Origin of the sequence: Ramlibacter albus (assembly GCF_014297445.1) — a bacterium.
GTDB lineage: Bacteria > Pseudomonadota > Gammaproteobacteria > Burkholderiales > Burkholderiaceae_C > Ramlibacter > Ramlibacter albus.
This window is the reverse complement of sequence record NZ_JACORU010000005.1, coordinates 128,281-151,673: the sequence shown is the minus strand read 5'-3', so window position 1 is coordinate 151,673 and position 23,393 is coordinate 128,281. Positions and strand designations below refer to the sequence as shown.

Below are 23,393 nucleotides of genomic sequence, written 5' to 3'. Positions count from 1 at the left end.
ATCAATTGTGCGGGTCGGTGGGCGTGACGACGCCGGCGCTTGCCTCCACCACTTCCGCGGCAGCAAGGCACAAGTCTTCCCGGAAACGCGCGCCGGTGAGCAGCACACCGACAGGCAGCCCGGTCGCGTCGTCGCGCGATGCAGGGACGCAAGCGGAGGGCAGGCCGAGAAGGTTCGCGGGGAGGACCGATGGTGCGAGCTGCGCAGGCGGCAGGTCGCCGCCGTGCTTCGGCGGCAGCAGGTTCCACGTGGGCGTCAGCAGTAGCGGATGCGTCGCCATGAACTGCGACCACTCGCGCGCGACGGCATCGCGCCGCGCGAACACCATCGGCAGGCGCGCAATCGCATCGGGGCCGCCGGCGTGCTCGACGAACGCCTGCATCATCGACTTGACCACCGGGCCGACCAGCTGCGACATCTTCGGCCACAACACACCGAGGTCGGGCCCCAGCACCGCAGCCCACAACTGCAACGTCTCCTCGAAGCACGGCGGCGCCACCTCGACGACTTCGTAGCCGGCGTTCGACAAGGCATCGGCCGCGCGGCGCGCCGCATTCACCACCGCATCGTCGCAAGGCGCTCCCGGCGGCCGCGGCATGAAGGCGACCCGCAGCGGCTTCGCAACGGGCTCGCCCTCGAAGGGTACGGACACCGACAGCGGGTCGCGCGGGTGCGCGCCCATGAGCGCCTGCAGCGCGATGCGCACATCGCCCACGGTTCGCGCCATCGGCCCTTCCACGGCCATCATCTGCACGAACATCAGGCGGTCCGGCGCGGGGATCAACGCGGCATGCGGCACGCGCCCCGCGCTGGGCTTGATCGACGCGATGCCGCAGCAGTTGGCCGGGTTGCGCAGCGAGCCGCCCAGGTCGTTGCCCAGACCCAGCGGCGACATGCCCGTCGCGATCGAAGCAGCCTCGCCACCGCTGGAGCCGCCGGCGGTCCTCTCGGGCGACCACGGGTTGCGCGTGACGCCGTACAGCGAACTCTCGGTGAACAGGCGCAGGCCCATGTCGGGCAGGTTGGTGCGGCCGATGAGGACTGCGCCGGCTCTCTTCATGCGCTCGACCACGGGCGCGTCCATCGATGCGACGGCCTGGGCCAGCGCCTTCACGCCCCACGTGGTCGGCAGCCCGGCAACGTCGACGTTTTCCTTGGCGGTGAACGGCACGCCGTGCAGCGGCCCCAGCGCGTCGCCGCGCGCCACCGCCTCGTCGGCGGCACGCGCGGCGGCGCGCGCGGGCTCGGCGAGCACTTTCACGATGGCGTTCAGTCGCGGGTTGACCTCGTCGATGCGCGCAAGGTGCGCCTCGACGACTTCCGCGGAACTGATCTCGCGAGACTTGATCAGCCGCGCCAGACGTTGCGCGGATTCACGCCAGGGTTGCTGCATGGTGGCCTCCTCGTTGCCGGCCCATTCTGTCGGATGCCGGCCGTCCGGTGCAAACCTGCATCGCGCCGGCAGCAAGAAACGCGTCATGCACTTGCGTGATTGACACCGCCGCTTTGCGGGCGGCACCCTGCACGACGAGAAGACGACAACAGCAACAACAGACGGAGCGTCCGCATGGAAACCATGCGCATCTCGACGGAGGGGCTGCGGGGGCCTCGCCGCGCCGCACTTGTGCGCGATGCGGCATTCGAACTCTTCAACCTGGAGGCCGACCTGGACGGCACGCCGCCGGCTGAGGTGCACGCGGATGTCCGCGTGCAGCGCGGCGAGGCGGTGAGCGTCGTCGACGTGGCCACTTCGTGGAGCATCGTGCGGCGCACGCCGGCACGCGCGGCAGCGGCGACAACGGACCACCTGCTGCTGTACGGCATCGAACAGGGCGGCAGCTCGTTCCGCAACGAACGCGGCGACCACTACCTCACGCGCGCCGGCAGCATCGTGCTCGCCTCGCAGGCCGCCCCGTACACGGCGGCGGCTGCGCCGGGCCGCGACTGGAAGTTCCGCACGCTCCGCATCGCGAGCGACCGCCTGCCGCTCAGCGGCGAGCGCATCCGCCGCGCCGGCTTCCAGCCGATGCCCGAGGACTCGCCGATGTCGCGGCTGGCAGCCGACTACATCACGTCGCTCGGCAAGCACCACGCGGCGCTGCCGCCCGCAGGGTTGGACGCCGCCCTGCAGGCGCTGGACCTGCTGCTGGCCGCGGCGCTGGGCGACACCGCCGCGCCGCAACACGACGACGGCGCCGCGCTGCACGCCGCGCGCGTCGCATCGGCGCGGGCGTACATCGAAAGCGCCCTGGCCAACCCGGGCCTCTCGCCCGACTGGGTGGCGCGGCACATCGGCGTTTCGGCGCGCCAGCTGCACCGCGTCTTCGAGCGCGAAGGCACGACCGTCGCGCACGAGATCCGGCGCATGCGGGTCGCCCGCGCGCAGGCGATGCTCGCGCGCGAGCCCGCGCGGGCCGTCACGGACATCGCGCTGGCCTGCGGCTTCGACGCGCTGCCCACCTTCTACCGGTGCTTCCGCGCGGTCACCGGCGTCACCGCCACCGAGTGGCGGTGCGGGCACGTCACTTGAGCTTGTAGGTGCCGGTTTGCCGGTTGCAGGCCTGGAACGTGCCGGGCTTGGCCGGCTTCAGCGGCGGGATCATGGCGACGCTGTTCGTCATCATCATGCCCTCGTACTTGCCCGTGCCGTACAGCATCTCGCGCACCACCTTGCCGTCGGGCTCGATGAAGAAGCGGTTGACGCGCTTGTCGCCGTCCGGGTCGATGCCTTCGCACACGTTGCCGCCGCCCGCCTTGCCCTTGATCATCGTGTTCATGCCGACGCAGCGGAACGTCGTGCGGTCGCCGAGGCCGCCGGGGATGTTGCTGACCAGCGTGCCGACCATCTCGTAAGAGGTGGCGGTGTCGCCCCCGGCCATGGCGATTTCGCTGCTCGTGCCCGTCCAGCACGCCGTGTAGTCGTAGTTGCCTTCCTTGGGCAGGTTGACCTGGCCCAGCACCGCCCCGCATGCGGCCAGCCCCAGCGCCAGCACGCTCGTCTTCGACCCTGTTCTCATGGCTTGCTCCTCCGTGTGCGGCCACATGGCCGTGCACGGTTTTAGGACGGCCGCCGCGGGATGGCGTCTCGCGCAGCGACACGCCGGGTCTCAAAACCGGACACGGCTACCAGCCGAGGCCGAAGCGCAGCGCGAGCATCACGCCCGTGCCGCACACGATGGTGCCGAACAGGCTGCCGCGCCAGGCGTAGAAGGCCAGGCCGGCGAGCGCGCCATAGATCCGCGCGTCGCGCCAGCTGTCGATGAAGTGGCCCTGCGTCGTCAGCAGCTCCGGCGCGACGACGGCCGCCAGCGCCGCGATCGGCGCATAGCGCAGCCCTTCGCGCAGCCAGTGCGGCATCGGCAGGTCCTGCTTCGGCAGCACGAAGAACGCGCGGCACGCCAGCGTGATGGCGGCCATGCCGAGGGACGTGAAGAAAATCTCCCAGCCGCTCATGGCCCGCCCCTGCGGCGCACCGCGCGCACCTGGTCGGCGAGCGCCCCGAAAGCAACGGCCGCCGCGATCGCGACCACGATGTTCAGCTTCAGCGGCAGCGCATACGCTGCCACTGCGGCGCAGGCCGCGACGATGGCGGCGCCCCAGGTGGACGGGTCGCGCAACTGCGTGCACGTGAGCGCGAGCAGCGCCATCGTGCCCGCGAAGCCGAGGCCCCAGGAGGCGGGGATGCCGTGCCCCGCGACGATGCCCGTGATGATGGTCACCTGCCAGATGCCGCAGGTGGTCAACGCGCTGCCGAGGAAGTAGTCCTCGTAGCGTTCGCCCGGCACGAACTCGGGGAAGCGGCGGAAGAACAGCGCGAAGTTCGTGTCCCCCATCAGGTAGCTCAGCGCGAGGCGCTTGCCACGCGGCAGGTGCAGGAAGAAAGGCCTGTAATGGAAGCTGAAGGCCATGAAGCGCAGGCTCACGCACAGCGTCGTGGCCCACACCACCCACATGGGCGCGTCGGCCACGATCAGCGGCAAGGCCGCGATCTGCGCGGAGCCGGCATAGACCAGCAGCGACATGAAGATGGCCAGCGGCACGCCCATGTCGCTCTTGGCCATGGCGACCCCGGCGACCACGCCCCACGCCGCGATGCCGATGGCCATCGGCACACCGTCGCGCACGCCCTCGCGGAACAGCGGCCGGCGCGTCGTTGCCAGCGCTATCGCCCAAATGGACGCGAGGCGCGATTTCAGTGACAAGCTTCCCCCTGCATGCGGGGGATTGTCGCCGGACTCAACCGACGGTGTACTCGACGGCCCAGTAGTGCTCCCACTCGTGCCACGTCACGCCGGCCGCGCCGTCCTCGAGCCACGTCCGCACTTGCGACTCGGCGGGGAAATTCTTGAGGACGCGATGCGTGCTGCCATCGGCGAGCGGCCGCTGCTGGTACGTGTTGCCGTCGGCATCGGTCTCGGCAATCGGTGTGCTGCTGCCCGGCACGAAACGGTTGTCGAGGAGGACAACCGTGGCGCCGTGGGCGAGCCGCGCGCGCAGGCCGACCAGGAACCCTTCGACCCGCTGCCGGGGCACATGGGAGATCCAGAAACCCGCGAAGGCCGCCTCGAACGGCGTCCCCGCCTCCGGCAGACGATAGGCGTCCCCTTCAACGAACTGCACGTTCGCCACGCCGGGCCGCGTCGCGGCGATGCGCATGGTTTCGGGTGAAGAGTCCACGGCAAGGACCCCGGACGCCGCGGGCGCGATGAACTGCGTCCAGTACCCCGTGCCGCAGGCGACCTCCAGCACGCGCTTGCCGGCGAACACCGTCGGCAGCCACGCCTCGATGGCCCGCAGGTCCTGCTGGCGCTCGGGCTTGGCGTACACCTGGTCGTACTCCGGGGCGCGGGAGCGGTAGTAGCCCTTGAGGTCGTCGGCGGACATGCCGGCGATTGTGCCCGGCTGCTCGATGAAGTGCACTGCTGCCCGCGTCAACGACCGAGCGGCTCCATGCCGCCCGCGCGGATCGCCGCCGCAGCGTCCGCGGAGGCAAGGAAGGCCAGCAGCTTGCGCGCGGCTTCGGCCTGCTGCGAACCCTGCACGATCGCGCCGGAGAACACCTGGTGGAACTGGATCTCCTCGGCGATCACGCCCACCATCTCCACGCCCTTCGCATGCATGATCTCGCTGACCGGCATCACGGCGACGTCGGCCTCGCCCGATGCCACCATGTCCGTGGCGCCGCTGCCGCGCGGTGTCATGCGCACGCTCACCTTGTCGGCGATGCCCAGGCGCGGGAACACCTCCTTGGTGAGGAAGATGCCGCTGGTGCTGCCCGGCATCGCGACGAGCTTCGCCTTCGTCACGAGCGCCTTGAAGTCCTCGACGGTGCGCACCGCAGGCTTCGCGGCGCCGGCTCGCACGGCCACGCCCAGCGGCGTGCGCGCGAGGTCGACCCCGCTGCCCGGCGCGATGCGGTTGGCGGCGATCAAGTCGTCCAGTCCGGGCCTCGAGAGGATCACGACATCGAAAGCCGCGCCGCCCGCCAGTTGCGCCGCGATGGTCTGCGGCCCCGTGCCCTGCGACGCGCCCGAGCCCGTCGTGACCTTGATGCCGGTACTGCGCTCGAACGCCGGCAACAGCTGCTCGTAGGGCCCGGAGAAGCCTCCGGAGATGATCACCTTCAGCTGCGCCGAGGCGGCGAGCGGCCAGGCCAGCAGGCCCAGCACGAGGGTTGCGATGGAGAGTGACTTGCGGTTCATGGGCAGGGACGATGCGCCCGCCGGCTTGCCGCGTCAAGCCGTGAACTGCTGCCACTAGCCTGTCAGTAGCTTCGGGAAAAATCCTGATCAGCTTGTGCTGATATCATCCGGAGCTGATAATTCATGGAAGCAGCCACCCCTTGGCCGGTGTTGTTCCACGACGAGTTCGATCCCGAGTTCGACGCATTCGACGAGTCCGCACAGGACGCGCTTCTCGCCGCAGCGAAGGCCGTCATGATTGCCGGGCCCAAGTGCGGCAGGCCGGCTGTCGATACGTTGAAGGGATCGCGGCACGCCAACATGAAGGAACTTCGATACACGGCCTGCGGTGGCTCGAAAGTCTGGCGTGCTGCGTTCGCCTTCGATACGGTGCGCCAAGCCGTCATCTTGTGTGCCGCGGCCAAGCAAGGGACGTCGTCGAAGCTGTTCTACAAGCGGCTGATCGCAAAGGCGGATGACAGGTTCGACAGCCACGAGCAGAACCTGCAGCGCCTGCAGAAGAGGAGTTGAGCATGGGCCGGAACGTCGAAGAAATCATCAGCGCCTTGCCCGCGGGACGGCGCAAGCGCATCGAGACCCAGGCGCGCCGCATCGCCGATGAAATGATCCGCGAGGCGGACAGTCTCGCGGCGATGCGCAAGGCGACAGGGCGGACCCAGACCGAGCTTGCCCAGGTGCTGGGCGTGACGCAGCATGCCGTCTCGCAAATCGAGCGCCGTACCGATCTCTATGTGTCGACGCTTCAACGGTATGTCGAGGCGCTGGGCTACAAGCTGGAGGTGACCCTCGTAACTCCGGAGAACAGGCGGGTGCCGCTGGAGAGCTTTCATCCGTGGCTCCAGCCTGTGGCCGACACCAAGCCACGGGCAGCACCTGCGCGGCCGGGACGCGCCGGTCTGCCGAGGCGGAGCGAGCGGCCGAATCGCCCCGCGGCATCGAACGCGAAGAAGACGGGCCCCCGCGGCGCCGGTTGAAGGGTTTACCCGGTGCCACCGCCACGCCGGCCGCGCGAGCATCCCCTGCGGCCGCGTCGGCCTGCACCCAACCTGGAACCGCGACATGCCCCGAGTGAATTTCATTTCATACGATGGCCGGGAACACCCCGTGGACGTCCCCGAAGGCACCACCCTCATGCGCGCGGCCACGGACAACGGCGTGCCCGGCATCGACGGCGATTGCGGCGGCCAGTGCGCCTGCGCCACGTGCCACGTCTACATCGAGCCGCCGTGGGACACGCTCACCGGCACGCGCACCGGCAGCGAAAACGAGATGCTGAATTTCAGCGCGTGCCTGCGCGACGACAGCTCGCGGCTCGGGTGCCAGATCCCGATCACCGCGGCACTCGACGGCATCGTCGTCAAGCTGCCCGAAGGCCAGCACTGAAAGGCACGCCATGAACACCGCCCTTGCCGCCGCGCACGCCGAAGCCGCCAGCATGCCGCTGGAGCAGATCGACCCGGCCTCGCTGGACTACTTCGTGAAGGGGACCGAGCTTGCCTACTTCGCGCGGTTGCGCCGCGACGACCCTGTGCACCACGCCGTCAGCCCGTGGGCCGGGCCGTACTGGTCGATCACGCGCTACCAGGACATCATGCATGTCGACACCCACCCGCAGCTGTTCTCGTCGGAATGGACGTACGGCGGCATCACGCTGTTCGACCCGCCCCCGAACGAGCAGCTGCCGATGTTCATCGCGATGGACCCGCCCAAGCACGACGAGCAGCGCAAGGCCGTGCAGGCCATCGTCGCGCCGGGGAACCTCGCGACGATGGAGTCGCTGATCCGCGAACGCACGTGCCGCGTCCTCGACGGGCTGCCGCGCAATGAAACCTTCGACTGGGTGGACCGCGTGTCCATCGAGCTGACCACGCTGATGCTCGCCACGCTGTTCGATTTCCCCGTGGAGGACCGCAGGCTGCTCACGTGGTGGTCCGACGTGTCGACCATGAACAAGCGCGTGAACCCGGACGCCATGGAGCCGGAGGAGCGCATGGCGGAGCTGGGCAAGATGCTCGCGTACTTCACGCGGCTGTGGAACGAGCGTGTCAACGCGCCGCCGCGCAACGACCTCGTGTCGATGCTCGCGCACAACCCCGCGACGCGGAACATGTCGCCGATGGAGTACATGGGCAACCTCGTGCTGCTGATCGTCGGCGGCAACGACACCACGCGCAACAGCATGACCGGCGGGCTGCTCGCGTTGCACGAAAACCCACAGCAGTGGGCGAAGTTGCGAGAGAACCCGAAGCTCGTGGACAGCCTCGTGCCCGAGATCATCCGCTGGCAGACGCCGCTGGCCTACATGCGCCGCACGGCGGTGGCGGACAGCGAGGTCGGCGGCAAGCTGATTCGCAAGGGCGAGAAGGTGGCCATGTGGTACCTCTCGGGCAACCGCGACGAGACCGCGATCGAACGGCCGGACGAATTCATCATCGACCGCGCGCGGCCGCGCCAGCACCTCTCGTTCGGTTTCGGCATCCATCGCTGCGTGGGCAACCGCCTCGCGGAGATGCAGCTGAAGATCCTCTGGGAAGAGATCCTGAAGCGGTTCCCGGTGATCGAGGTCGTCGGTGAGCCGACGCGGGTGAAATCGACGTTCGTGCGGGGGTTCTCGGCGTTGCCGGTGCGCATCCCCGGATGAGCGGGCCTACGCCTTTCCGACCCTGACGGAGTCGAAGTCGTCCGCGGGCAACAAGGAGTCGAGGTCGATGTCCGGGCCGTCGCCTTCGGCCGCGGTCGTGAGCATCGAAGCGCGCGGCGGGCGGTCCAGCGGCGACACCGAGTGCGCCTCGTTCACCAGCGCCGACAGCGGCTGCAGGTCCGTCGAGCCCCAGCCGCTTGCGTGCGACTCCACCTGCGATGCGGCGCCCTCGCCGTCCTGCATGAGCAGCTTGCCGACGTTGTAGAGCATCAGCAGGTCGCGATAGGCTTCGAGGTCGAAGGCCTCGCTGCCGTTGTCGGGGCGGCTGAAGATGGATTCCTCGATCACCTCCAGCACGCGCGGCGAAGGCCACAACGCCACGATGCGCGTCAGCGCGCGGCGGTAGTCCAGCAGCCCGCCGGACTGCGTGCGGTAGCCCTCGAAATCCGGCACGTTGCCGCCGAACTGCGCGGCGAACATCGCGCGGATGCGCTCGTAGTCCTCGCGTTGGCCGAGCGAGTGGTAGATCTCCAGCAGGTCCAGCCACACGACGGGGCTGGTGTCCGCGTGGTCGTGCACGTGCGCCTCGAGCACGTTCGCGGCCTGCGCGGCGTGGCCGATCGCCAGGAAGAACTGCGCCTGCTGCTCGATGTCGGCCAGCTCGGCAGCCTTGACGCTGCGCAGGCTGGCCGCCTGGCTGGGCATGAACTCCACCGGCCCCGGCAGCGGGCGCGAGTCGGGCGTGTTGGATTGCGGGGGCTCGGCGGCCGCTCGCGGGGGTGTCGTGGGGCGTGTCGCGAAGGCCGTCGCGGTTGCCGTGGCGGTTGCGGTCGGCGGCGCTTGCGCGCCTGCGGGTTCGGACGCCTGCGCCACGAGTGCAGGCCGCGTCACGCGCAGCGGGGGCTGTGACGTCTCCACGACGAAATCGCCGTCGCCGCCCGTGCGGCTGTGCGCCCCCGGGTCGCGCACCCACCAGCGGCTCGCCGGCGCCGGGGCCGCGCGGCTGCGCCACCACCACGCGGCGCTGCCCAGCGCGAGCAGCACGGCCGCCGCCGCGAGCAGCACGGTGATCCACTCGCGCCCGGCGGCCGACTCGCCCTGCGAGGGACGCATGGCGGCGAGCGCCGCGCGGTTCTGCTGCACCAGCGTACGCAGCGACTGCACCTCGCGCTCCATCGTTTCCAGCCGGTCCACCTTGCGGGCCAGTTCGTCGGGCGGGGCCTGCAGGGTGCGCCACAGCCCGGCGGCGTCGGCCCGGCGCTGGCCGCCGTCCTCCGGCGTCAGGAGAAGGGGCGTGGTGCGCAGCGAGAGGACCGCGTCGGAGGGCGGGGCCTGCGCTTCGCCGGCCATGCGCGAGGGCGCGGCCGCCGCGGCCGCGGCTTTGCGGTGCGTTGGTGCAGGGACCGATGGCGGTGCCGTTGCGCGTGTCGCCTGCGGCACGGCTGCAGCAGGCGCTGCAGCGGGCAGGGGCGCCGGTACTCGCGCCGGCATGGCAGCACGGTTCTCTGCGGCCGGCGCGGGTGACGCGTCCTTCGATGCGACCTGCCCCTGCGCCGGGAACGTCGCGAGCATCACATACCTGCGCGTCACCTTCCGGCCGCAACCGACGTGAAGGTCGAACGTCAGCGTGGGCTCCTCCAGCACGCCCGCCGAGACGATGCGGGCCGCGGCCCCTGCCGGGCCGGTTTCGATCCGCAGCGCGATGCCGCCCATGCGCGTGCCACCCTGCATCACGTCGGCCTTCAGGCAAGGCTCTGCTTCGCCGGAATCGAGCACCAGCGGAACGGCGATGTCGATCGGCCGGCCGATGGCCACGTCGCCGCGTGCGGCCCCCAGCGTCACGGCCGCGGCCGGCAGCAGGAACGCCACCGCAAATACGGCCAGCAGCGCCGGCACGCCCCTCGAAATGCGCGAACTCCTCATTGCAGCCATTATCAAGATGGCGGGCGGTGTCCCGTGAATCGTGCAAACGCATGACGAGCGGGCCCGGCCCCGAGGTTGATATCACTCTCTCGTTTTGATATCATGCGGCTTGAAGCAGTACCCATGCCAGCCGTGACCATCCGCAACCTCACCGATGCCACGCATCGCGCCTTGAAGGCGCGCGCGGCGCGGCACGGGCGAAGCACGGAGGCCGAGATCCGCCACATCCTCGAGCAGGCGGTGCGGCCCACCGTCGGCCTCGGCAGCCAGCTGGCCGACATCGGCCGCAAGCTCAAGGGTGTGGAGCTGAAAACCCATCGCGACCGAGCTGCAGTCAGGCCCGCCCGCTTCGAGTGATCGTCCTCGACACCAACGTCGTGTCCGAGCCGCTGCGGCCGCAGCCCGACGAGGGCGTGCTGGAGTGGCTCGATGCGCAGGCGGCGGAAACCCTCTACATCACGTCCATCACCCTTGCCGAGCTCCTGAGCGGCGTGCAGGCGCTGCCTGCCGGCCGGCGGCGCCGGCAACTGCACGAAGCCATCGAATCGCAGGTGCTGCCGCTTTTCGGCGGGCGCGTGCTCCCTTTCGACGGCGCGGCTGCCGCTGCGTTTGCGACCGTGAACAGCAGCGCAACGGCCGTCGGCAACCGTATCGGCTTTGCCGACGGTGCAATCGCATCCATAGCGGCATCGCGCCGCTTCGCACTCGCAACCCGCAACGTCAAGGACTTCCGGGGCACGGGCGTGCAGTTGCTCAATCCCTGGGATGCCTGACCCCGGCAAGCTGCCGCGCAGGTATGCTGTGGCGATGGAGACGCTTCCCACCTTCGACGAGTTCCGCACGCAGGCGCTGGCCCGCGGCGCCGACGAAGTTCTCGAACGTGTATGGGCACCCGGCACGGTGCTGGAGCTGCACACGCACCCCTTCGACGCGGATGCGCTCGTGGTGCAGGGCGAGATGTGGCTCGGCGAAGACGGCCGCGAGCGGCGGCTGCTCGCAGGCGACACCTTCCAGCTGCCCGCGGGCAAGCCGCACACCGAGCGCTACGGCGCCGAAGGCGCCACTTACTGGGTCGCGCGGCGCAACGTCTGACCGCGGGCGCGATCAGACGCGCGCATCCACCTCGTCCATCAACGCCGGCGTCGGCACCACGACCGGCACTTCCTTCGGCAGGACCAGCGGCACGGTCTCGTCCTGGGCGGTGACCTGCTCCAGCGTCGGCACGACCGGGATCACGAACGCCGCACGCGGCATGATCACGGTCTCGTCGTCGGAGACGGCCGCGGCGGGTGCAGGCGCGGCAGCCGGCGGCGGGTCGGTCAACCCATCGAGCAGCATGCCGAGGTCCACCTCGTCGATCTGCTCGGCCTTCAGGTGCTGCACCGCGTACTCGCGGTACACGCCCGACTCCACGAACAGCCGGAACAGGTGCGCGTCGATGTGCTTGTCCTTCACCATGAAGCGCATGATGCGCAGCGCATCGCTCACCTTCTTGGGCGGCTTGTACGGCCGATCGGCCGCGGTCAGCGCCTCGAAGATGTCCGCGATCGCCATCACGCGCGCGGGGATCGACATGTCTTCGCCGCGCAGCCCGCGCGGGTAGCCCGTGCCGTCGATCTTCTCGTGGTGGCCGCCCGCGTACTCGGGCACGCGCCGCAAGTGGCGCGGCCAAGGCAACGACTCGAGCATGATGATCGTCTGCGCCATGTGCTCGTTGATGCGGTAGCGGTCCTCCTCGGTGAGCGTGCCGCGGCTGATCGACAGGTTGTACAGCTCGCCGAGGTTGGCCTCGCGCTCCGGCACCTTCATCTTGAAGCCCCACGGGTTGCCCTCGGCCGACAGGCGCAGGCCCTGGCGCGGGCTGATGTGGTCGGGGCGGTCGGCCAGCAGGTTCTCCTCGATCGGCAGGGGCCGCTCGGGCACGGCCTCGCGCCGCTTCTGCTCGGCATAGGAAATGCCGATGCGGTTGGACAGCGTGCGCATCCACGTGCGCTCGGCGATGCGCTGCAGGCGCTCCACTTTCTCGGGCGCCATGTACTCGCCGCCGACGTTGCATTCGCCGACGAAAGCGAACTCCTCGTCCAGCGTCGCGCATTCCTGCTCGTACTTCTCGCGCAGCAGGGCAGGGTCGCCGCCGGCCATCACCGCCTTGAGCATCGCGATCTCGGCATCCCGCTTGAGCACCTCGAAGCGCATGCGGATCTCGTGGATGCGGTCGTAGATGCATTCCAGCTTGGTGGCCTTGTCCACGATGTGCTCGGGCGTGATCACCTTGCCGCAGTCGTGCAGCCAGCAGGCCACGCGCAGTTCGTACCACTCCTCCTCGGTGAGGTCGAAGCCCGCGAAGGGGCCGTCCTTCACGTCGCACGCCGCCTTCACCAGCATCTCGGTGAGCACCGGCACGCGCTGGCAGTGGCCGCCGGTGTAGGGGCTCTTCGTGTCGATGGCGGTGGCGATCACGCCGATGAAGGAGTCGAGCAGCAGCTTGAGCTCCTCGATCAGCAGCCGGTTGTCGATGGAGACGGCGGCCTGCGAGGCGAGGCTGCTCACCATCGGCACGATGGCGGGGTCGAAGGGCACGACCTTGCCGGTGGCGTCCTTCGCGTTGATCAGCTGCAGCACGCCGATCACCATGCCGTTGTGGTTCATGAGCGGCACGGTCAGGAACGAGTGCGAGCGGTAGCCCAGGCGCCGGTCGAAAGCCTCGGTGCCCGAGAAATCGTACGGGTCGTTCGGGTCGTAGGCGTCGGCGATGTTGACGATCTCGCCGGTGATCGCGCAGTACGACGCCACGTTGTGCATGTTGGGCCGGCCGTCCTCCAGCACCAGCGGCACCGGCGGCAGGTCGCAGTCCAGGCCGGTCGTGCCGCCCAGGGCGATGCCCAGCGAGTCGTTGCGCACGATCTGGAAGTGCAGCTCCTTGCCCTTGTGTTTCAGGTAGAGCGTGCCGGCGTCGGCATTGGCGAGGCGCTTGGCTTCGGCGAGGATGCGCTCGCGCAGCCGCGCGGGGTCCTTCTCGGCGGACAGCGCGATGCCGATCTCGATGAGCTCACGGTAGGCTTGGGCGGTCGCGCCCTCGTGGGTTTCCATGGCTGACTCTCCCTGTTCCCAACTTCGTGCAGGGTACTCCGTGTGACAAATCTTGTGTGCCTGCTGAGCTTGCGGCGATGTGTGCCGAACCGTGAATCTTTTCTCGCATACTGCGGCCCATGACGGTACAGGAAGGTTTTGCCGAGTACTGCCGCGAGCTGCTGGCGCCCGTGGGCGAGGTGCAAGGTAAGCGCATGTTCGGGGGCTACGGCCTGTACGTCGACGGCTGGTTCGTCGCCATCATCGTCGGCGACACGCTGTACCTGAAGGCGGACGGCGAGACGCAGCAGCACTTCATCGACGCCGGCGGGCGCCGCTTCGTGTACGAAATACGTGGCAAGCAGCAGGGCATGGGCTACTGGACCGTGCCCACCGAAGCGATGGACTCGCCTGCACTGATGGCGCCGTGGGCGCGGCTCGCACTGGACGCCGCGCGGCGCGCCGCGCCGGCGCGCAAAGCCAAACCCAGGCGCTGAAGGCGTTCGGGCGTACGCGCAATGGCGGTTGCCAACGTGCAGCAACCGGAGCATATTGCTGCGCTGCGGGAGCCCCTCGACCCCGCCCAAGTCAAACATGCTGTTCCTCTGGCCCGACTACCTGTGGCTGCTGCTGGCGCTGCCGCTGCTGCCGGCCGCCTATGTGTGGCTGCTGCGGCGCGGGCGCAAGAACGCGGTGCGCTACAGCAACGTGGGCGTGGTGCGGGCGGCCGCCGAGGGCCGCAACTGGCGCCGCCACGTGCCGCCCGCGCTCCTGCTGCTGGCCATCTGCGGCTTGCTCGTCGCCGCCGCGCGACCCGTCGCGCGCGTCACCCTGCCCTGGTCGCGCAGCACCATCATGCTGGCCATCGACGTGTCGCTCAGCATGCGCGTGAGCGACGTGCAGCCGACGCGGCTCGCGGCCGCGCAGGAAGCGGCCAAGCTGTTCCTGAAGGACCTGCCCAAGGACATCGACGTCGGCCTGATCACGTTCGCGGGCAGCAGCCAGGTCGCGCAGCGGGCCACGCTCGACCGCGCCGCCCTCGTCACGGCGATCGACGCCTTCCAGATGCAGCGCGGCACGGCCATCGGCAACGCCATCGTGCATTGCCTCTCCGAACTGTTCCCCGAACAGGGCATCGACATCGGCGAGATGACGTTCGGCGGCAGGAAGCAGTCGCGCAGCCTCGACGACAAGGCCAAGCCGCCGCCGAAGCAGGTGCAGCCCGTGCCGCCGGGCTCGTACAAGTCCGCCGCAATCATCCTGCTCAGCGACGGGCGCCGCACGACGGGCATCGACACGCTCGAAGCCGCGAAGATGGCCGCCGACCGCGGCGTGAAGATCTACGTCGTGGGCCTGGGCACGCCGGACGGCGCGGCGTCGATGGGGGAAGGCTATTCCATCTACCTGCAGCTGGACGAGCCCACGCTGCGCGAGGTGGCACGTGTCACCGGCGGCGACTACCACCACGCCGGCACGGCCGAGAAGCTGCGCGCCGTCTACGAGAACCTCGGCTCGCAGCTGCAGGTGCAGACGCGCGAGACCGAGGTGACGGCGCTCGTGGCCGCCGGCTCGGCCTTGCTCACGCTCATCGCCGCGCTGCTGTCGGTGGTGTGGTTCCGCCGGATCGACTAAGCGTTCAGCCGAGCGAAGAGCCCGCTCGCCCAGTCCACGAACACCGACACCTTCGCGCCGAGAAAGCGGTTGCGCCGGTACAGCGCGCTCACCGGCACCGGTGGCGCCTGCCAGTCTTCGAGGATGGGCACGAGCGTGCCCGCGGCCAGCGCCGTGCCGAGCACGTACGAAGGCACTTGCGCCACGCCGAGCCCCATGGCCGCCGCGACGAGGTACGAATTGGTGTCGTCCACCATGAAGCGGCCGCGCGGCGTCAGGTCCAGCGGCTCCCCGCGCCGTGCGAAGCGGAAGTCCAGCGCCTTGCCCGAGCGCGCCATCGCGAGCGCGACCAGCTCGTGCTGCGCCTGCAGCTCGTGCGGCGTCGCCGGCGTGCCATGCGCCGATAGATACGCAGGCGACGCGCAGGTCACCATGCGGAACTCGCCGACGCGGCGCGCGATGAGGTCCTGGTCCTCGATGCGGCCGATGCGCAGCGCGCAATCGACGTTGTCGGCGACGAGGTTGACGGGCTGGTTGCTGCTGCCGATGTGCAGCCGCAGCTGCGGGTACGCGCGGTACAACGCCGGCAGCGCGGGCACGATCAGGTGCGCGGCCATGGCGGTGGCGACGTCGATGCGCAGCTCGCCCGACGGCTGCTGCGCCGACTGCCGCGCAGTCGCCTCCATGTCCGCGACTTCCGCGAGCAACGCCACCGCGCGCTCGTAGTACGCCGCGCCTTCGTGCGTCACCTTCACGGCGCGCGTGGTGCGCTCGAGCAGGCGCACGCGCAGGTCGCGCTCCAGCCCCTGCACCAGGCGCGTGAGGTTGGCGCGGGGCAGGCCCAGCGTGTCGGCCGCGCGCGTGAAGCTGCCGGCCTCCACCACGCGCACGAAGGCGCCCATTGCGGTGAAGCGGTCCATGTGGGCCGGGATCATCCGCCGCTGTTCCACTTTCCGCAACAGTCATGGCCGGCGCGTGCCCCTACTCCCGCGCCGCGGCACACCCAGATGCCGGGCTTCACCACCGCATCGAGGTCCCCATGGACGCTTCCGCCTACCCCCGCAGCCTGCTGCCGCCGACCAACGCCCTGGCGCTCAAGGGGCTCATCCTCGTCACCTTCCTCGCGGCTTCCGCCGTGCCCTCGCCGCTCTACGCGCTCTACCGCGCGGCCTGGGGCTTCTCGGCGCTGACGCTCACGGTCGTGTTCGCGAGCTACGCCATCGCACTGCTTGCCGCGCTGCTGGTGTTCGGCGCGCTCTCGGACTACCGCGGCCGGCGCGAAGTAATCGCGCTCGCGCTCGTGCTGGAGATCGGCTCCCTCCTCATCTTCCGCGAAGCGACGTCCGTGGATTGGCTGCTCGCCGCGCGCGTCCTGCAGGGCGTGGCCACCGGCATCGCGACCACCGCACTGTCGGCGGGCATGGTCGACCTGCACCGCGAACGCGGCGCACTGGTCAACAGCATCGCGCCCATGGTCGGGCTCGGTGCGGGCGCGCTCGGCGCGGCCTTGCTGGTGCAGTTCGCGCCGCAGCCCATGAAGCTCGTGTTCGACTTGCTGCTCGCCATCATGGCGGCCGAGCTCGTTGCCACTGCATTCCTGCCGGAAACCGTGCAGCGCCGCCCCGGTGCATGGCGCTCGCTGCGCCCACGCCTGGCACTGCCGGCCAACGTGCGCGCCGCACTCGTGCAGGTGCTGCCGGTCAACACCGCGCAGTGGGCGGTCGGTGGCTTCTACTTCTCGCTGGGCCCGAGCCTCGCGGCCGGCCTGGCGGGCAGCCGCGCGCCCCTGGTGGGCGGCACGTTGATCGCGGTGCTCTCGTTCACCAGCGCGACCGCGATCGCCCTTGCGCGCAAGGTGCCGCCGCCCAAGGCGCTCGCGGCCGGCGCGGCAGCGCTCTCGTTCGGCGCGCTGCTCACGCTCGTGGGCATCCACTGGGTGTGGCCGATCGCGGCCATCGCGGGCACGATGATCACCGGTGCCGGTTTCGGCACGGCGTTCAGCGGCTCCGTGCGCACGCTGGTGCCGCTGGCCGCGCCGCACGAGCGCGCCGCGACGATGGCAGCGTTCTTCGCGGCAAGCTACCTCGCCTTCAGCCTGCCCGCGATCCTGGCCGGCCTGCTCACCACCCACATCGGCCTGCACGCCACGGCGCTCGGCTATGGGATGGCGGCGGCGCTGCTCGCCGCGAGCACGCTGCTTACTCGGCCTTCGCGCCCGAGGACTTGACCACCTTGGCCCACTTCTCGGTTTCCATCCTGTGCAGTTCCCAGAACTGCTCGGGCGTGCCGGGGATGGGGACGCCACCCAGGTCCGCGAGCTTCGCGCGCATCTGCGGGTCGGCCAGCGCGGCGTTGAACTCGCGGTTGAGGCGGTCGATGATCGGCCGCGGCGTGCCCTTCGGCACGGCGGCGCCGAACCAGGCGCTGGCCTCGTAGCCTGGCACCGTCTCGGCGACCGTCGGCACGTCGGGCAGCGCGGGCGAACGCTGCGCGCTCGTCACGCCGAGTGCGCGCACCGTGCCGGCTCGGATGTGGCTGATGATCGACGGCATGTTGTCGAAGATCACGTCGACCTGGCCGCCGATCAGGTCGGTGGTGGCAGGCCCGGCGCCCTTGTAGGGGATGTGCTTCATCGAGATGCCGGCCATCGACTTGAACAGCTCGCCGGACAGGTGCACCGAAGTGCCCGAGCCCGACGACGCCATGTTCACTTTGTCCGGGTTGGCCTTCGCGTAAGCGATGAATTCCGGCACCGTCTTGGCCGGGAAATTCTTCGTCACCGTCATCACGTTGGGCACGCGGATGATGCCGGCCACCGGTGCGAGGTCGTTCAGGAAGTTGAACGGCAGCTTCTCGTACAGCGTGGCGTTGATCGCGTTGGCGGGGTTCACCAGGTGCCACGTGTAGCCGTCGGGCGGAGACTTCACCGACATCTCCGTGCCGATGTTGTTGCCGCCGCCGGCACGGTTCTCGATGACGATCGACTGCCCCAGCTTCGTGGACAGGTACTGCCCCATCAGCCGCGCCAGCAGGTCGGTGGTGCCGCCCGGCGGGTACGGCACGATCCACTTGATGGGCTTGTTGGGGTAGTCGGACTGCGCGGCGGCGGCGAGCGCGCCGCAGGCGAGCACCAGGCCGAGGGCGATCCTGGAAAGCAGGCGCATGGGTTCTCCTGTTGTTGGCAATGCCCGCGCAGGGTAGGCGGGCCCCGCGCCGCGCGCAACAGGGGGTATTGCTGGTCGAAGAAACGCCTAACGGCGCTGGCTGACTTCCCGCACCTTCTTCTGCAGCTCCATGCACATCTCGATGAAGCGCTCCTCGCCGCCCATGGCGCGGGCGACGCTGGCGTTCTCCTGCGCCTCGCGCTTGCACTCGCGCGTCTCGGAGCTGCCGCCCAGCGAGATCTGCGCGATGGCGACGAAGGCCACCGCCGCCGCGAGGATCAACCAGGTGGAGGAGATGTTGCCCCGCGTGGCGCCTTCGGCTTCGGGCGCCAGGGGTTGCGGGCTGCTGGATGTGGCCATCGACGCCCCTTTCAGGTCCCCCAGTGTCGCGCTCATCCCGGCGGCTCGCAAGCCAGTTGCTCGGCCGCAGCGGCACCTTTCAGACGAGCGTGATGCAAGGCCACCTCGACCGAGGGGTAGCGCGCCTTGCAGGCGTGGGAAACGATGTGGCCCTCGTCCCCGAAGGAGCCCGGCCGGAACGGGAAAACCCTGAACCCGGCCAGGAACTCGTCCGTTCCGTCCGCGCTCGGAAAAGCGCGCACTGCCACGTAATGGCCGCCCACCGGCCCGAGGATCGCTTCGCGCATGGTCGTTCTCCCTTTCATCGGGGCCCAGTATCGGCAGCCGCCCGGCTTGCATCCTTGACGGGCGGCAAGATTCGCCTGCTGTTGCCTTAGGTCAATCCCGCAGGGGCGCGGCCCTCCCACCATGGGCGAATGCAAGAAAAAATCAGTGCGAGCGGGCACGCCGAGGCCGGCGACACGGAGATTCCGGAGGGCGACGCGCAGGCGCACATCGAAGCCGAATACCGCCGCATCATCGCGGAGCAGCTGGAGCGCATGGGCACCTGCGGGATGACCACGCTCGAGATCGTCCACGCCGGCGAGGCGCAGGACGGCATGGGCATCTACCGCGCGATGGTCCGCCTCGTGCGCTGGGACCGCCGCGCCGCCGCGCGCTTGCTGCTGGGCCTGCCCGTGCTGCAGTACCGGCTGCTGCAGCTCCTGGCCGCGAGCTGGCTGCCGGAAGTGAGCCACTTCGGCGGCGTCTGGCTGCACCCCGCCGGCGAGTTGCAGCACCGCGACCGCGTCACGGACTTGCGGCGGCTGGTGCTCGACTTCGAGGCGCACTACCTCGTGACCACGCCGGGTGCGAGCGGCGATTCGCTCTGGACGCTGCCGCCGGAGACCCGCTAGTCACCACCGGCCCCAGAAGGGCCAGGTGAAGTCGTACTCCTCGTCGTCTTCTTCGGCTTCGTCCTGCCAGATGAACCCGCGGCCGGAGACGCGGAAGGTCCATGCGGCCTGCGTCGCGTTGCCGGCGCGGTCGCGCACCGCCAGCTCGGCGCGATGGCGCCCCGGCGGCAGGTGTTCGAAATACACGACCTGACCCCGCTCGAACTTGACGTGGCGGGTGACGTCCGCGCCATCCACGCGCAGCACGATCGACTTCGGGTCGACGCCGGGCCCCGCATCCTGCACGCGCGCGGCGATGCGCACGGGCCCGCGAGGGCCGAGGCGCTCGTCCTGGGTGGGTTGCAGGTCCGTGATGCGCAGTGCCGCCTGCGCCTGCGGGGCCAGCAGGAGCGCTGCGAATGACGCCAACAACCATTTCATGGGGCCAGATTAGGCCCCCTTGCGTGAACGGAAGATGAACGGCGCGGCCGTTCAGGGCGTGACCGTGACGCCTTGCGCGAAAACGATCTTGTCGAAGGTGCGGTTGATGGAGCGGGCGGTGAAGTTGCTCATCTCGGTGCCCTGCCACTGCACCTTGTCGCCCTTCTTCAGCGCCGTCTCGACGGCGGCGACCCACACCACCTGCCCGCCGCGGTCCACCTCGATATAGCTGTAGCCGCCGGCGTTCTGCACGCTCTTGACGACGCCCGAGTCCATCGCACCGGCCGCTAGGGGCGCGGCGCCCAGCTGCGCCTGCGGCAGGCTGCCGTGCGGCGCGGTCGCGACCGGCTGCGCGCCGTTGGCGCCCCAGCTCTCCACGAACAGGATCTCGGGGAAGGTGCGGCCGAGCGAGCGCGAGTTGAAGTCGCGCATCACCATGTAGTTGCCCCACTGCACCTGCTTGCCGGGCTTCACGTCGATCTGCTGGCCGGCCACCCACACCTTGTCGCCGCTCGCAAGCTGCACCTCGGCGTAGCTGTAGCCGCCGCCGTGCATGACCTGCAGGACCTTGCCCGAGTTGGGCGAAGCGGGCTGCGCGGCGTTGGCGTTGCTGCCCAGGGGCACGGCGTCCTCGGCGGAGCAGGCGCCAAGGGCGCACAGGGCGATGGCGATGGCGGTGATGCGGATGGACTGCACGGCGAGCTCCGGTGTCGTTGTGTGTCCGTGCATGCTAGGAAATGCGCGCGCATCCGCACTTGAGCTTTCGCAAGCGCACCGCAGACGGCCGGGTGGCCGGGCGGCCGTCAGCACCGATCAGGTTTTCGGCAGCCCACCCGTCACCGCGCGCACAGCGGTGACCAGCGCATCGGCATCCACCGGCTTGGTGAGGTAACCGTCGGCGCCGTGCTCCAGCGCCTTCAGCACGGCGTCGCGCGTGGCGCGGGCGGTCATCATCAGCGCGGGCACTTCGCGCAGTTGCGGGTGCGGGTTCTGGCGGATCGAACGCAGGATCTCGAAGCCGTCGACGTCGGGCAGCGTGCCGTCCAGCAGCACGATGTCGGGCACGCCCTGCCGGATGGCGGCGAGCACCTCGGCGCGGTTGGCGGCAAGGCGCACCTCGAAGCCTTCGAGCGCCATGAAAGCCTTCACGAACTGCGCGAGCGTCGGCTCGTCTTCCACGACGACGGCGACGCGCGGATGCGGCGGCGCTTCGCGCGCGGGGCGCCGGCGCGCCAGGCCGACGGCGAACGGCCGGCCACCGGCGGTGGACGAGCCCTTGGCGGAACCCGGCGTGAGCATGTGCAGCTGCTGCTCCAGCTGCATCGCCATCGCATCCAGCTCCTTGCGCTGGATGAGGCGCAGGCGCTGCAGCGTGGTGAGCGCGGCGTCGAACTCCATGTCCGTGCGCGCGGACATTGCGGCACGCACGTCCTTCAGCGGGGCGATGCCGTCCAGGCGCACCAGCAGTTCGAGCTCGATGGCCGAGAGGTCCGTCACGCCGCGGCGCAGTTCGTCCTCGCCCGCGCTGCTGGGCTCGAAAGTCATGTCCGCGCCCTGCGGCGACTGCTCATTCATCGGGTCTCCAATCGGGGCTCGGGCACGCCCCCCGCCGCGAGTGTAAGTCGGCCACGAGTGGCCATGTGTACGAAAGCGTCAGGGCCGGCCCTTCACGCGCGCACGGCTGGCCCGCGTCAGCAGGTCGACGAATGCCGCCGCGGCCGGCGACAGGCTGCGGCCGCGCCGCCACGTCATGCCCACCGTGCGCGCGACCTCGGGCTTCTCCAGCTTCACGCCCACCACCGACGCGGGGCTGCGCGGCAGCGTGAGCTGCGGCACCACGGCCACGCCCATGCCGTTTTCGACCATGCCGATCAGCGTGGACACGTGCCGCACTTCGCACACGGGCCGGGGCAGCGGCGGCAGTTCGGCCAACGCCTGGTCGATGAGGAGGCGGTTGCGGCTGGCATGCGACACGCGGGCATGCGGGTAGTCCGCCAGCTCCTCCCAGCGCACCGACTTGCGCCGCGCGAGCGGGTGCCCGGCGGGGCAGGCGAGCACGTAGGGTTCGCGCAGCAACGGCGTGAATTCCAGCTCCGGCTCCTGCATGCCGATGTAGTTGATCGCGAAATCGGCCTCGCCCTGCTGCACCGCCGCGAGCACTTCGTCCGCGCCCTCCTCGATGATGCGCACCAGCACGCGCGGGTGCTGCTCGCGAAACGACCGGATCACAGGCGGCAGGAAGTGGTGCACCGCCGAGAACACGCAGCCGATGGTGACGTCGCCGGCTTCCATCTGCGCCGCGTCGCGCAGGTTGGCCACCGACCGGTCGAGGTCGTCGACCGTGCCGCGCACCTGGTCGAGGAAGCGCTGGCCCAGCAGCGTGAGCGCGACGCTGCGCGTCGTGCGGTCGAACAGGCGCACGCCCAGCAGGTCCTCGAGGTGCGAAATGCGCCGCGACAGCGCCGGCTGCGACAGGTGCAGCGCCTTGGCGGCTGCGGCGAAGCTCTGCAGTTCGCCCACGGTGACGAAGGCGCGCAGGTCGGCAAGGGAAGGAACGGCCATTCATGCACCTTCTGCAATAAAACCTCAGAACATTGCAATTTACAGCATGAACGCGCAGGCACAAGATGCGCGCCATGAAACGCAGACACCTCCTGCAGGTGGCCGCGGCAGCCGCCGTGCTGCCCCGGCTCGCCTTCGCGCAGAACTACCCGAGTAAACCCATCCGCTACATCGTCCCCGTCGCGGCCGGCGGCGGCAACGACATGATCGCCCGCGTCGTCACCGAGCGCTGGGGCAAGGCCCTCGGCCAGTCCTTCGTCGTCGACAACCAGAGCGGCGGCGGCGGCGTGGTGGCCTGCCAGACCACGATGCGATCCGCGCCCGACGGCTACACGCTGATGCAAGGCTACGTCGCCACGCACGGCACCACGCCCGCCACGCGCCGCGTGCAATACGACGCCATCAAGGACTTCACACCCATCGGCATGATCGGCGCCACGCCCAATGTGCTGGCCGTCAACGCGAACGTACCTGCGAAGACCGTCAAGGAGTTCGTCGACTACGTGAAGAAGAACCCCGGCAAGGTGAACTACGGCTCCGCCGGCCCGGGCTCGCTCACGCACATGACGATGGAGCTCTTCAAGCAGGAGACCGGCGCGTTCATGCTGCACATCCCCTACCGCGGCATCGCGCCTGCCATCAACGACCTGCTGGGCGGGCAGACGCAGGCGATGTTCCCCGGCCTCGCCGCCGCCCTGCCTCACCTGCGCAGCGGGCGCATGCGTGCGCTGGCCGTCACCGGCAAGAAGCGCAGTGCGCTGCTGAAGGACGTGCCGACGATGGAGGAGATCGGCTTCAAGGGCTTCGACGCGATGCAGTGGTACGGCTCGGTCGGCCCCGCCGGCCTGCCCGCCGACATCGTGAAGCACCTCAACGAAACGCAGGTCGCGGTGCTCAAGGCACCCGACCTCGCTGAGAAGCTCTCCTCCGAAGCCGTGGAGCCGTGGCCCATGAGCCCCGACCAGTTCGGCCAGTACATCCGCTCCGAGATCCAGCGCTGGACCGCGCTGGCCAAGGCCCGCAACATCCACCTCGACGAATAAGA

General features: G+C 69.7%; 28 protein-coding genes and 1 pseudogene. 13 read left to right on the top strand and 16 right to left on the bottom strand.

Annotation, left to right across the window (positions count from 1 at the left end):
* Position 1: 1 nt before the first annotated feature.
* Complete coding sequence (locus H8R02_RS14900; protein WP_187082229.1) at positions 2 to 1,393, bottom strand: amidase; 1,392 nt, start codon at positions 1,391 to 1,393, stop codon at positions 2 to 4.
* 174 nt (positions 1,394 to 1,567) lie between these two features.
* On the opposite strand from H8R02_RS14900, the gene H8R02_RS14895 reads away from it, so the two are divergent.
* The gene (locus H8R02_RS14895; RefSeq protein ID WP_187082228.1) at positions 1,568 to 2,530 is read left to right on the top strand and encodes a helix-turn-helix transcriptional regulator; all 963 of its coding nucleotides are present in this window, start codon (positions 1,568 to 1,570) and stop codon (positions 2,528 to 2,530) included.
* Here H8R02_RS14895 and H8R02_RS14890 read toward each other — a convergent pair.
* The 5 genes from H8R02_RS14890 to H8R02_RS14870 all read right to left on the bottom strand — a co-directional run bounded on the left by H8R02_RS14890 (position 2,523) and on the right by H8R02_RS14870 (position 5,702).
* Positions 2,523 to 3,017 carry a hypothetical protein gene (locus H8R02_RS14890; RefSeq protein ID WP_187082227.1) on the bottom strand — a complete coding sequence of 165 codons (495 nt, stop codon included), beginning with the start codon at positions 3,015 to 3,017 and terminating at the stop codon, positions 2,523 to 2,525. The two genes, H8R02_RS14895 and H8R02_RS14890, sit on opposite strands and share 8 nt — an antisense overlap.
* 106 nt (positions 3,018 to 3,123) lie before the next feature.
* Positions 3,124 to 3,453 (bottom strand): AzlD domain-containing protein, encoded by a 330-nt coding sequence (locus H8R02_RS14885; RefSeq protein ID WP_187082226.1) that lies wholly within the window; start codon positions 3,451 to 3,453, stop codon positions 3,124 to 3,126.
* Positions 3,450 to 4,202: an AzlC family ABC transporter permease gene (locus tag H8R02_RS14880; RefSeq protein WP_187082225.1), complete on the bottom strand. Its 753-nt coding sequence runs from the start codon at positions 4,200 to 4,202 to the stop codon at positions 3,450 to 3,452. The genes H8R02_RS14885 and H8R02_RS14880 overlap by 4 nt, the downstream gene beginning before the upstream one ends.
* A gap of 34 nt (positions 4,203 to 4,236) precedes the next feature.
* Positions 4,237 to 4,884, bottom strand: a complete 648-nt coding sequence (locus H8R02_RS14875; protein WP_187082224.1) for a class I SAM-dependent methyltransferase — start codon at positions 4,882 to 4,884, stop codon at positions 4,237 to 4,239.
* Between the two features lie 47 nt (positions 4,885 to 4,931).
* Positions 4,932 to 5,702, bottom strand: coding sequence for a molybdate ABC transporter substrate-binding protein (locus tag H8R02_RS14870; RefSeq protein WP_187082223.1), 771 nt, complete (start codon positions 5,700 to 5,702; stop codon positions 4,932 to 4,934).
* A gap of 123 nt (positions 5,703 to 5,825) precedes the next feature.
* Between H8R02_RS14870 and H8R02_RS14865 the strand changes: the two genes are divergently transcribed.
* The 4 genes and pseudogenes from H8R02_RS14865 to H8R02_RS14850 form a co-directional block, all read left to right on the top strand.
* The gene (locus tag H8R02_RS14865; protein ID WP_187082222.1) at positions 5,826 to 6,212 is read left to right on the top strand and encodes a type II toxin-antitoxin system RelE/ParE family toxin; all 387 of its coding nucleotides are present in this window, start codon (positions 5,826 to 5,828) and stop codon (positions 6,210 to 6,212) included.
* Between the two features lie 2 nt (positions 6,213 to 6,214).
* Positions 6,215 to 6,676, top strand: coding sequence for a helix-turn-helix domain-containing protein (locus tag H8R02_RS14860; RefSeq protein ID WP_187082221.1), 462 nt, complete (start codon positions 6,215 to 6,217; stop codon positions 6,674 to 6,676).
* A 130-nt stretch (positions 6,677 to 6,806) separates the two neighbouring features.
* A complete protein-coding gene (locus H8R02_RS14855; RefSeq protein WP_435531272.1) occupies positions 6,807 to 7,085 on the top strand; it encodes a 2Fe-2S iron-sulfur cluster-binding protein in 279 nt (92 codons plus the stop codon).
* Between the two features lie 10 nt (positions 7,086 to 7,095).
* Positions 7,096 to 8,253: pseudogene (locus tag H8R02_RS14850) on the top strand (cytochrome P450); the annotation flags it as partial.
* Positions 8,254 to 8,349: 96 nt separating this feature from the next.
* On the opposite strand, the gene H8R02_RS14845 reads toward H8R02_RS14850, so the two are convergent.
* Positions 8,350 to 10,266 (bottom strand): type IV pilus assembly protein FimV, encoded by a 1,917-nt coding sequence (locus H8R02_RS14845; protein WP_187082218.1) that lies wholly within the window; start codon positions 10,264 to 10,266, stop codon positions 8,350 to 8,352.
* A 123-nt stretch (positions 10,267 to 10,389) separates the two neighbouring features.
* On the opposite strand from H8R02_RS14845, the gene H8R02_RS14840 reads away from it, so the two are divergent.
* The 3 genes from H8R02_RS14840 to H8R02_RS14830 are packed head-to-tail and all read left to right on the top strand — an operon-like array spanning position 10,390 to position 11,358.
* Entirely contained in the window at positions 10,390 to 10,623 is a 234-nt protein-coding gene (locus H8R02_RS14840) for a FitA-like ribbon-helix-helix domain-containing protein (RefSeq protein WP_187082217.1), read from the top strand.
* Entirely contained in the window at positions 10,620 to 11,039 is a 420-nt protein-coding gene (locus H8R02_RS14835) for a type II toxin-antitoxin system VapC family toxin (protein WP_187082216.1), read from the top strand. Before H8R02_RS14840 ends, H8R02_RS14835 begins: the two co-directional genes overlap by 4 nt.
* Positions 11,032 to 11,358: a cupin domain-containing protein gene (locus H8R02_RS14830; protein WP_255429359.1), complete on the top strand. Its 327-nt coding sequence runs from the start codon at positions 11,032 to 11,034 to the stop codon at positions 11,356 to 11,358. Before H8R02_RS14835 ends, H8R02_RS14830 begins: the two co-directional genes overlap by 8 nt.
* 12 nt (positions 11,359 to 11,370) lie before the next feature.
* Here the strand turns inward: H8R02_RS14830 and H8R02_RS14825 are convergent, their stop codons facing one another.
* Positions 11,371 to 13,356, bottom strand: coding sequence for a GAF and HD-GYP domain-containing protein (locus H8R02_RS14825; protein WP_187082215.1), 1,986 nt, complete (start codon positions 13,354 to 13,356; stop codon positions 11,371 to 11,373).
* A gap of 119 nt (positions 13,357 to 13,475) precedes the next feature.
* Here H8R02_RS14825 and H8R02_RS14820 point away from each other — a divergent pair, with 119 nt between their 5' ends.
* Together H8R02_RS14820 and H8R02_RS14815 are read left to right on the top strand one after the other, a co-directional pair.
* A complete protein-coding gene (locus H8R02_RS14820) occupies positions 13,476 to 13,832 on the top strand; it encodes a TfoX/Sxy family protein (protein ID WP_187082214.1) in 357 nt (118 codons plus the stop codon).
* A 97-nt stretch (positions 13,833 to 13,929) separates the two neighbouring features.
* Complete coding sequence (locus H8R02_RS14815; protein ID WP_187082213.1) at positions 13,930 to 14,967, top strand: VWA domain-containing protein; 1,038 nt, start codon at positions 13,930 to 13,932, stop codon at positions 14,965 to 14,967.
* Here H8R02_RS14815 and H8R02_RS14810 read toward each other — a convergent pair.
* Complete coding sequence (locus H8R02_RS14810; protein ID WP_187082212.1) at positions 14,964 to 15,866, bottom strand: LysR family transcriptional regulator; 903 nt, start codon at positions 15,864 to 15,866, stop codon at positions 14,964 to 14,966. The two genes, H8R02_RS14815 and H8R02_RS14810, sit on opposite strands and share 4 nt — an antisense overlap.
* 119 nt (positions 15,867 to 15,985) lie before the next feature.
* Here H8R02_RS14810 and H8R02_RS14805 point away from each other — a divergent pair, with 119 nt between their 5' ends.
* Positions 15,986 to 17,173 carry an MFS transporter gene (locus H8R02_RS14805; protein ID WP_187082211.1) on the top strand — a complete coding sequence of 396 codons (1,188 nt, stop codon included), beginning with the start codon at positions 15,986 to 15,988 and terminating at the stop codon, positions 17,171 to 17,173.
* On the opposite strand, the gene H8R02_RS14800 is transcribed toward H8R02_RS14805, so the two are convergent.
* From H8R02_RS14800 to H8R02_RS14790, 3 genes are all read right to left on the bottom strand, one after another.
* A complete protein-coding gene (locus tag H8R02_RS14800; protein ID WP_187082210.1) occupies positions 17,145 to 18,110 on the bottom strand; it encodes a Bug family tripartite tricarboxylate transporter substrate binding protein in 966 nt (321 codons plus the stop codon). The genes H8R02_RS14805 and H8R02_RS14800 overlap by 29 nt on opposite strands.
* Positions 18,111 to 18,197: 87 nt before the next feature.
* Positions 18,198 to 18,470, bottom strand: a complete 273-nt coding sequence (locus H8R02_RS14795; RefSeq protein WP_187082209.1) for a hypothetical protein — start codon at positions 18,468 to 18,470, stop codon at positions 18,198 to 18,200.
* A 32-nt stretch (positions 18,471 to 18,502) separates the two neighbouring features.
* On the bottom strand, positions 18,503 to 18,757 hold the full coding sequence (locus tag H8R02_RS14790) for a hypothetical protein (RefSeq protein WP_187082208.1): 255 nt from the start codon (positions 18,755 to 18,757) through the stop codon (positions 18,503 to 18,505).
* Positions 18,758 to 18,886: 129 nt separating this feature from the next.
* Here H8R02_RS14790 and H8R02_RS14785 point away from each other — a divergent pair, with 129 nt between their 5' ends.
* Positions 18,887 to 19,366, top strand: coding sequence for a hypothetical protein (locus H8R02_RS14785; RefSeq protein WP_187082207.1), 480 nt, complete (start codon positions 18,887 to 18,889; stop codon positions 19,364 to 19,366).
* Here H8R02_RS14785 and H8R02_RS14780 read toward each other — a convergent pair whose 3' ends face one another.
* The 4 genes from H8R02_RS14780 to H8R02_RS14765 form a co-directional block, all read right to left on the bottom strand.
* Complete coding sequence (locus tag H8R02_RS14780; protein ID WP_187082206.1) at positions 19,367 to 19,786, bottom strand: hypothetical protein; 420 nt, start codon at positions 19,784 to 19,786, stop codon at positions 19,367 to 19,369. It lies immediately after the preceding gene.
* 51 nt (positions 19,787 to 19,837) lie between these two features.
* The gene (locus tag H8R02_RS14775) at positions 19,838 to 20,515 is read right to left on the bottom strand and encodes a hypothetical protein (RefSeq protein ID WP_222622497.1); all 678 of its coding nucleotides are present in this window, start codon (positions 20,513 to 20,515) and stop codon (positions 19,838 to 19,840) included.
* A gap of 84 nt (positions 20,516 to 20,599) precedes the next feature.
* A complete protein-coding gene (locus H8R02_RS14770) occupies positions 20,600 to 21,361 on the bottom strand; it encodes a response regulator transcription factor (protein WP_187082205.1) in 762 nt (253 codons plus the stop codon).
* A gap of 78 nt (positions 21,362 to 21,439) precedes the next feature.
* Entirely contained in the window at positions 21,440 to 22,348 is a 909-nt protein-coding gene (locus H8R02_RS14765) for a LysR family transcriptional regulator (RefSeq protein WP_187082204.1), read from the bottom strand.
* Between the two features lie 74 nt (positions 22,349 to 22,422).
* On the opposite strand from H8R02_RS14765, the gene H8R02_RS14760 reads away from it, so the two are divergent.
* Complete coding sequence (locus tag H8R02_RS14760; protein WP_187082203.1) at positions 22,423 to 23,391, top strand: Bug family tripartite tricarboxylate transporter substrate binding protein; 969 nt, start codon at positions 22,423 to 22,425, stop codon at positions 23,389 to 23,391.
* Positions 23,392 to 23,393: the final 2 nt, after the last annotated feature.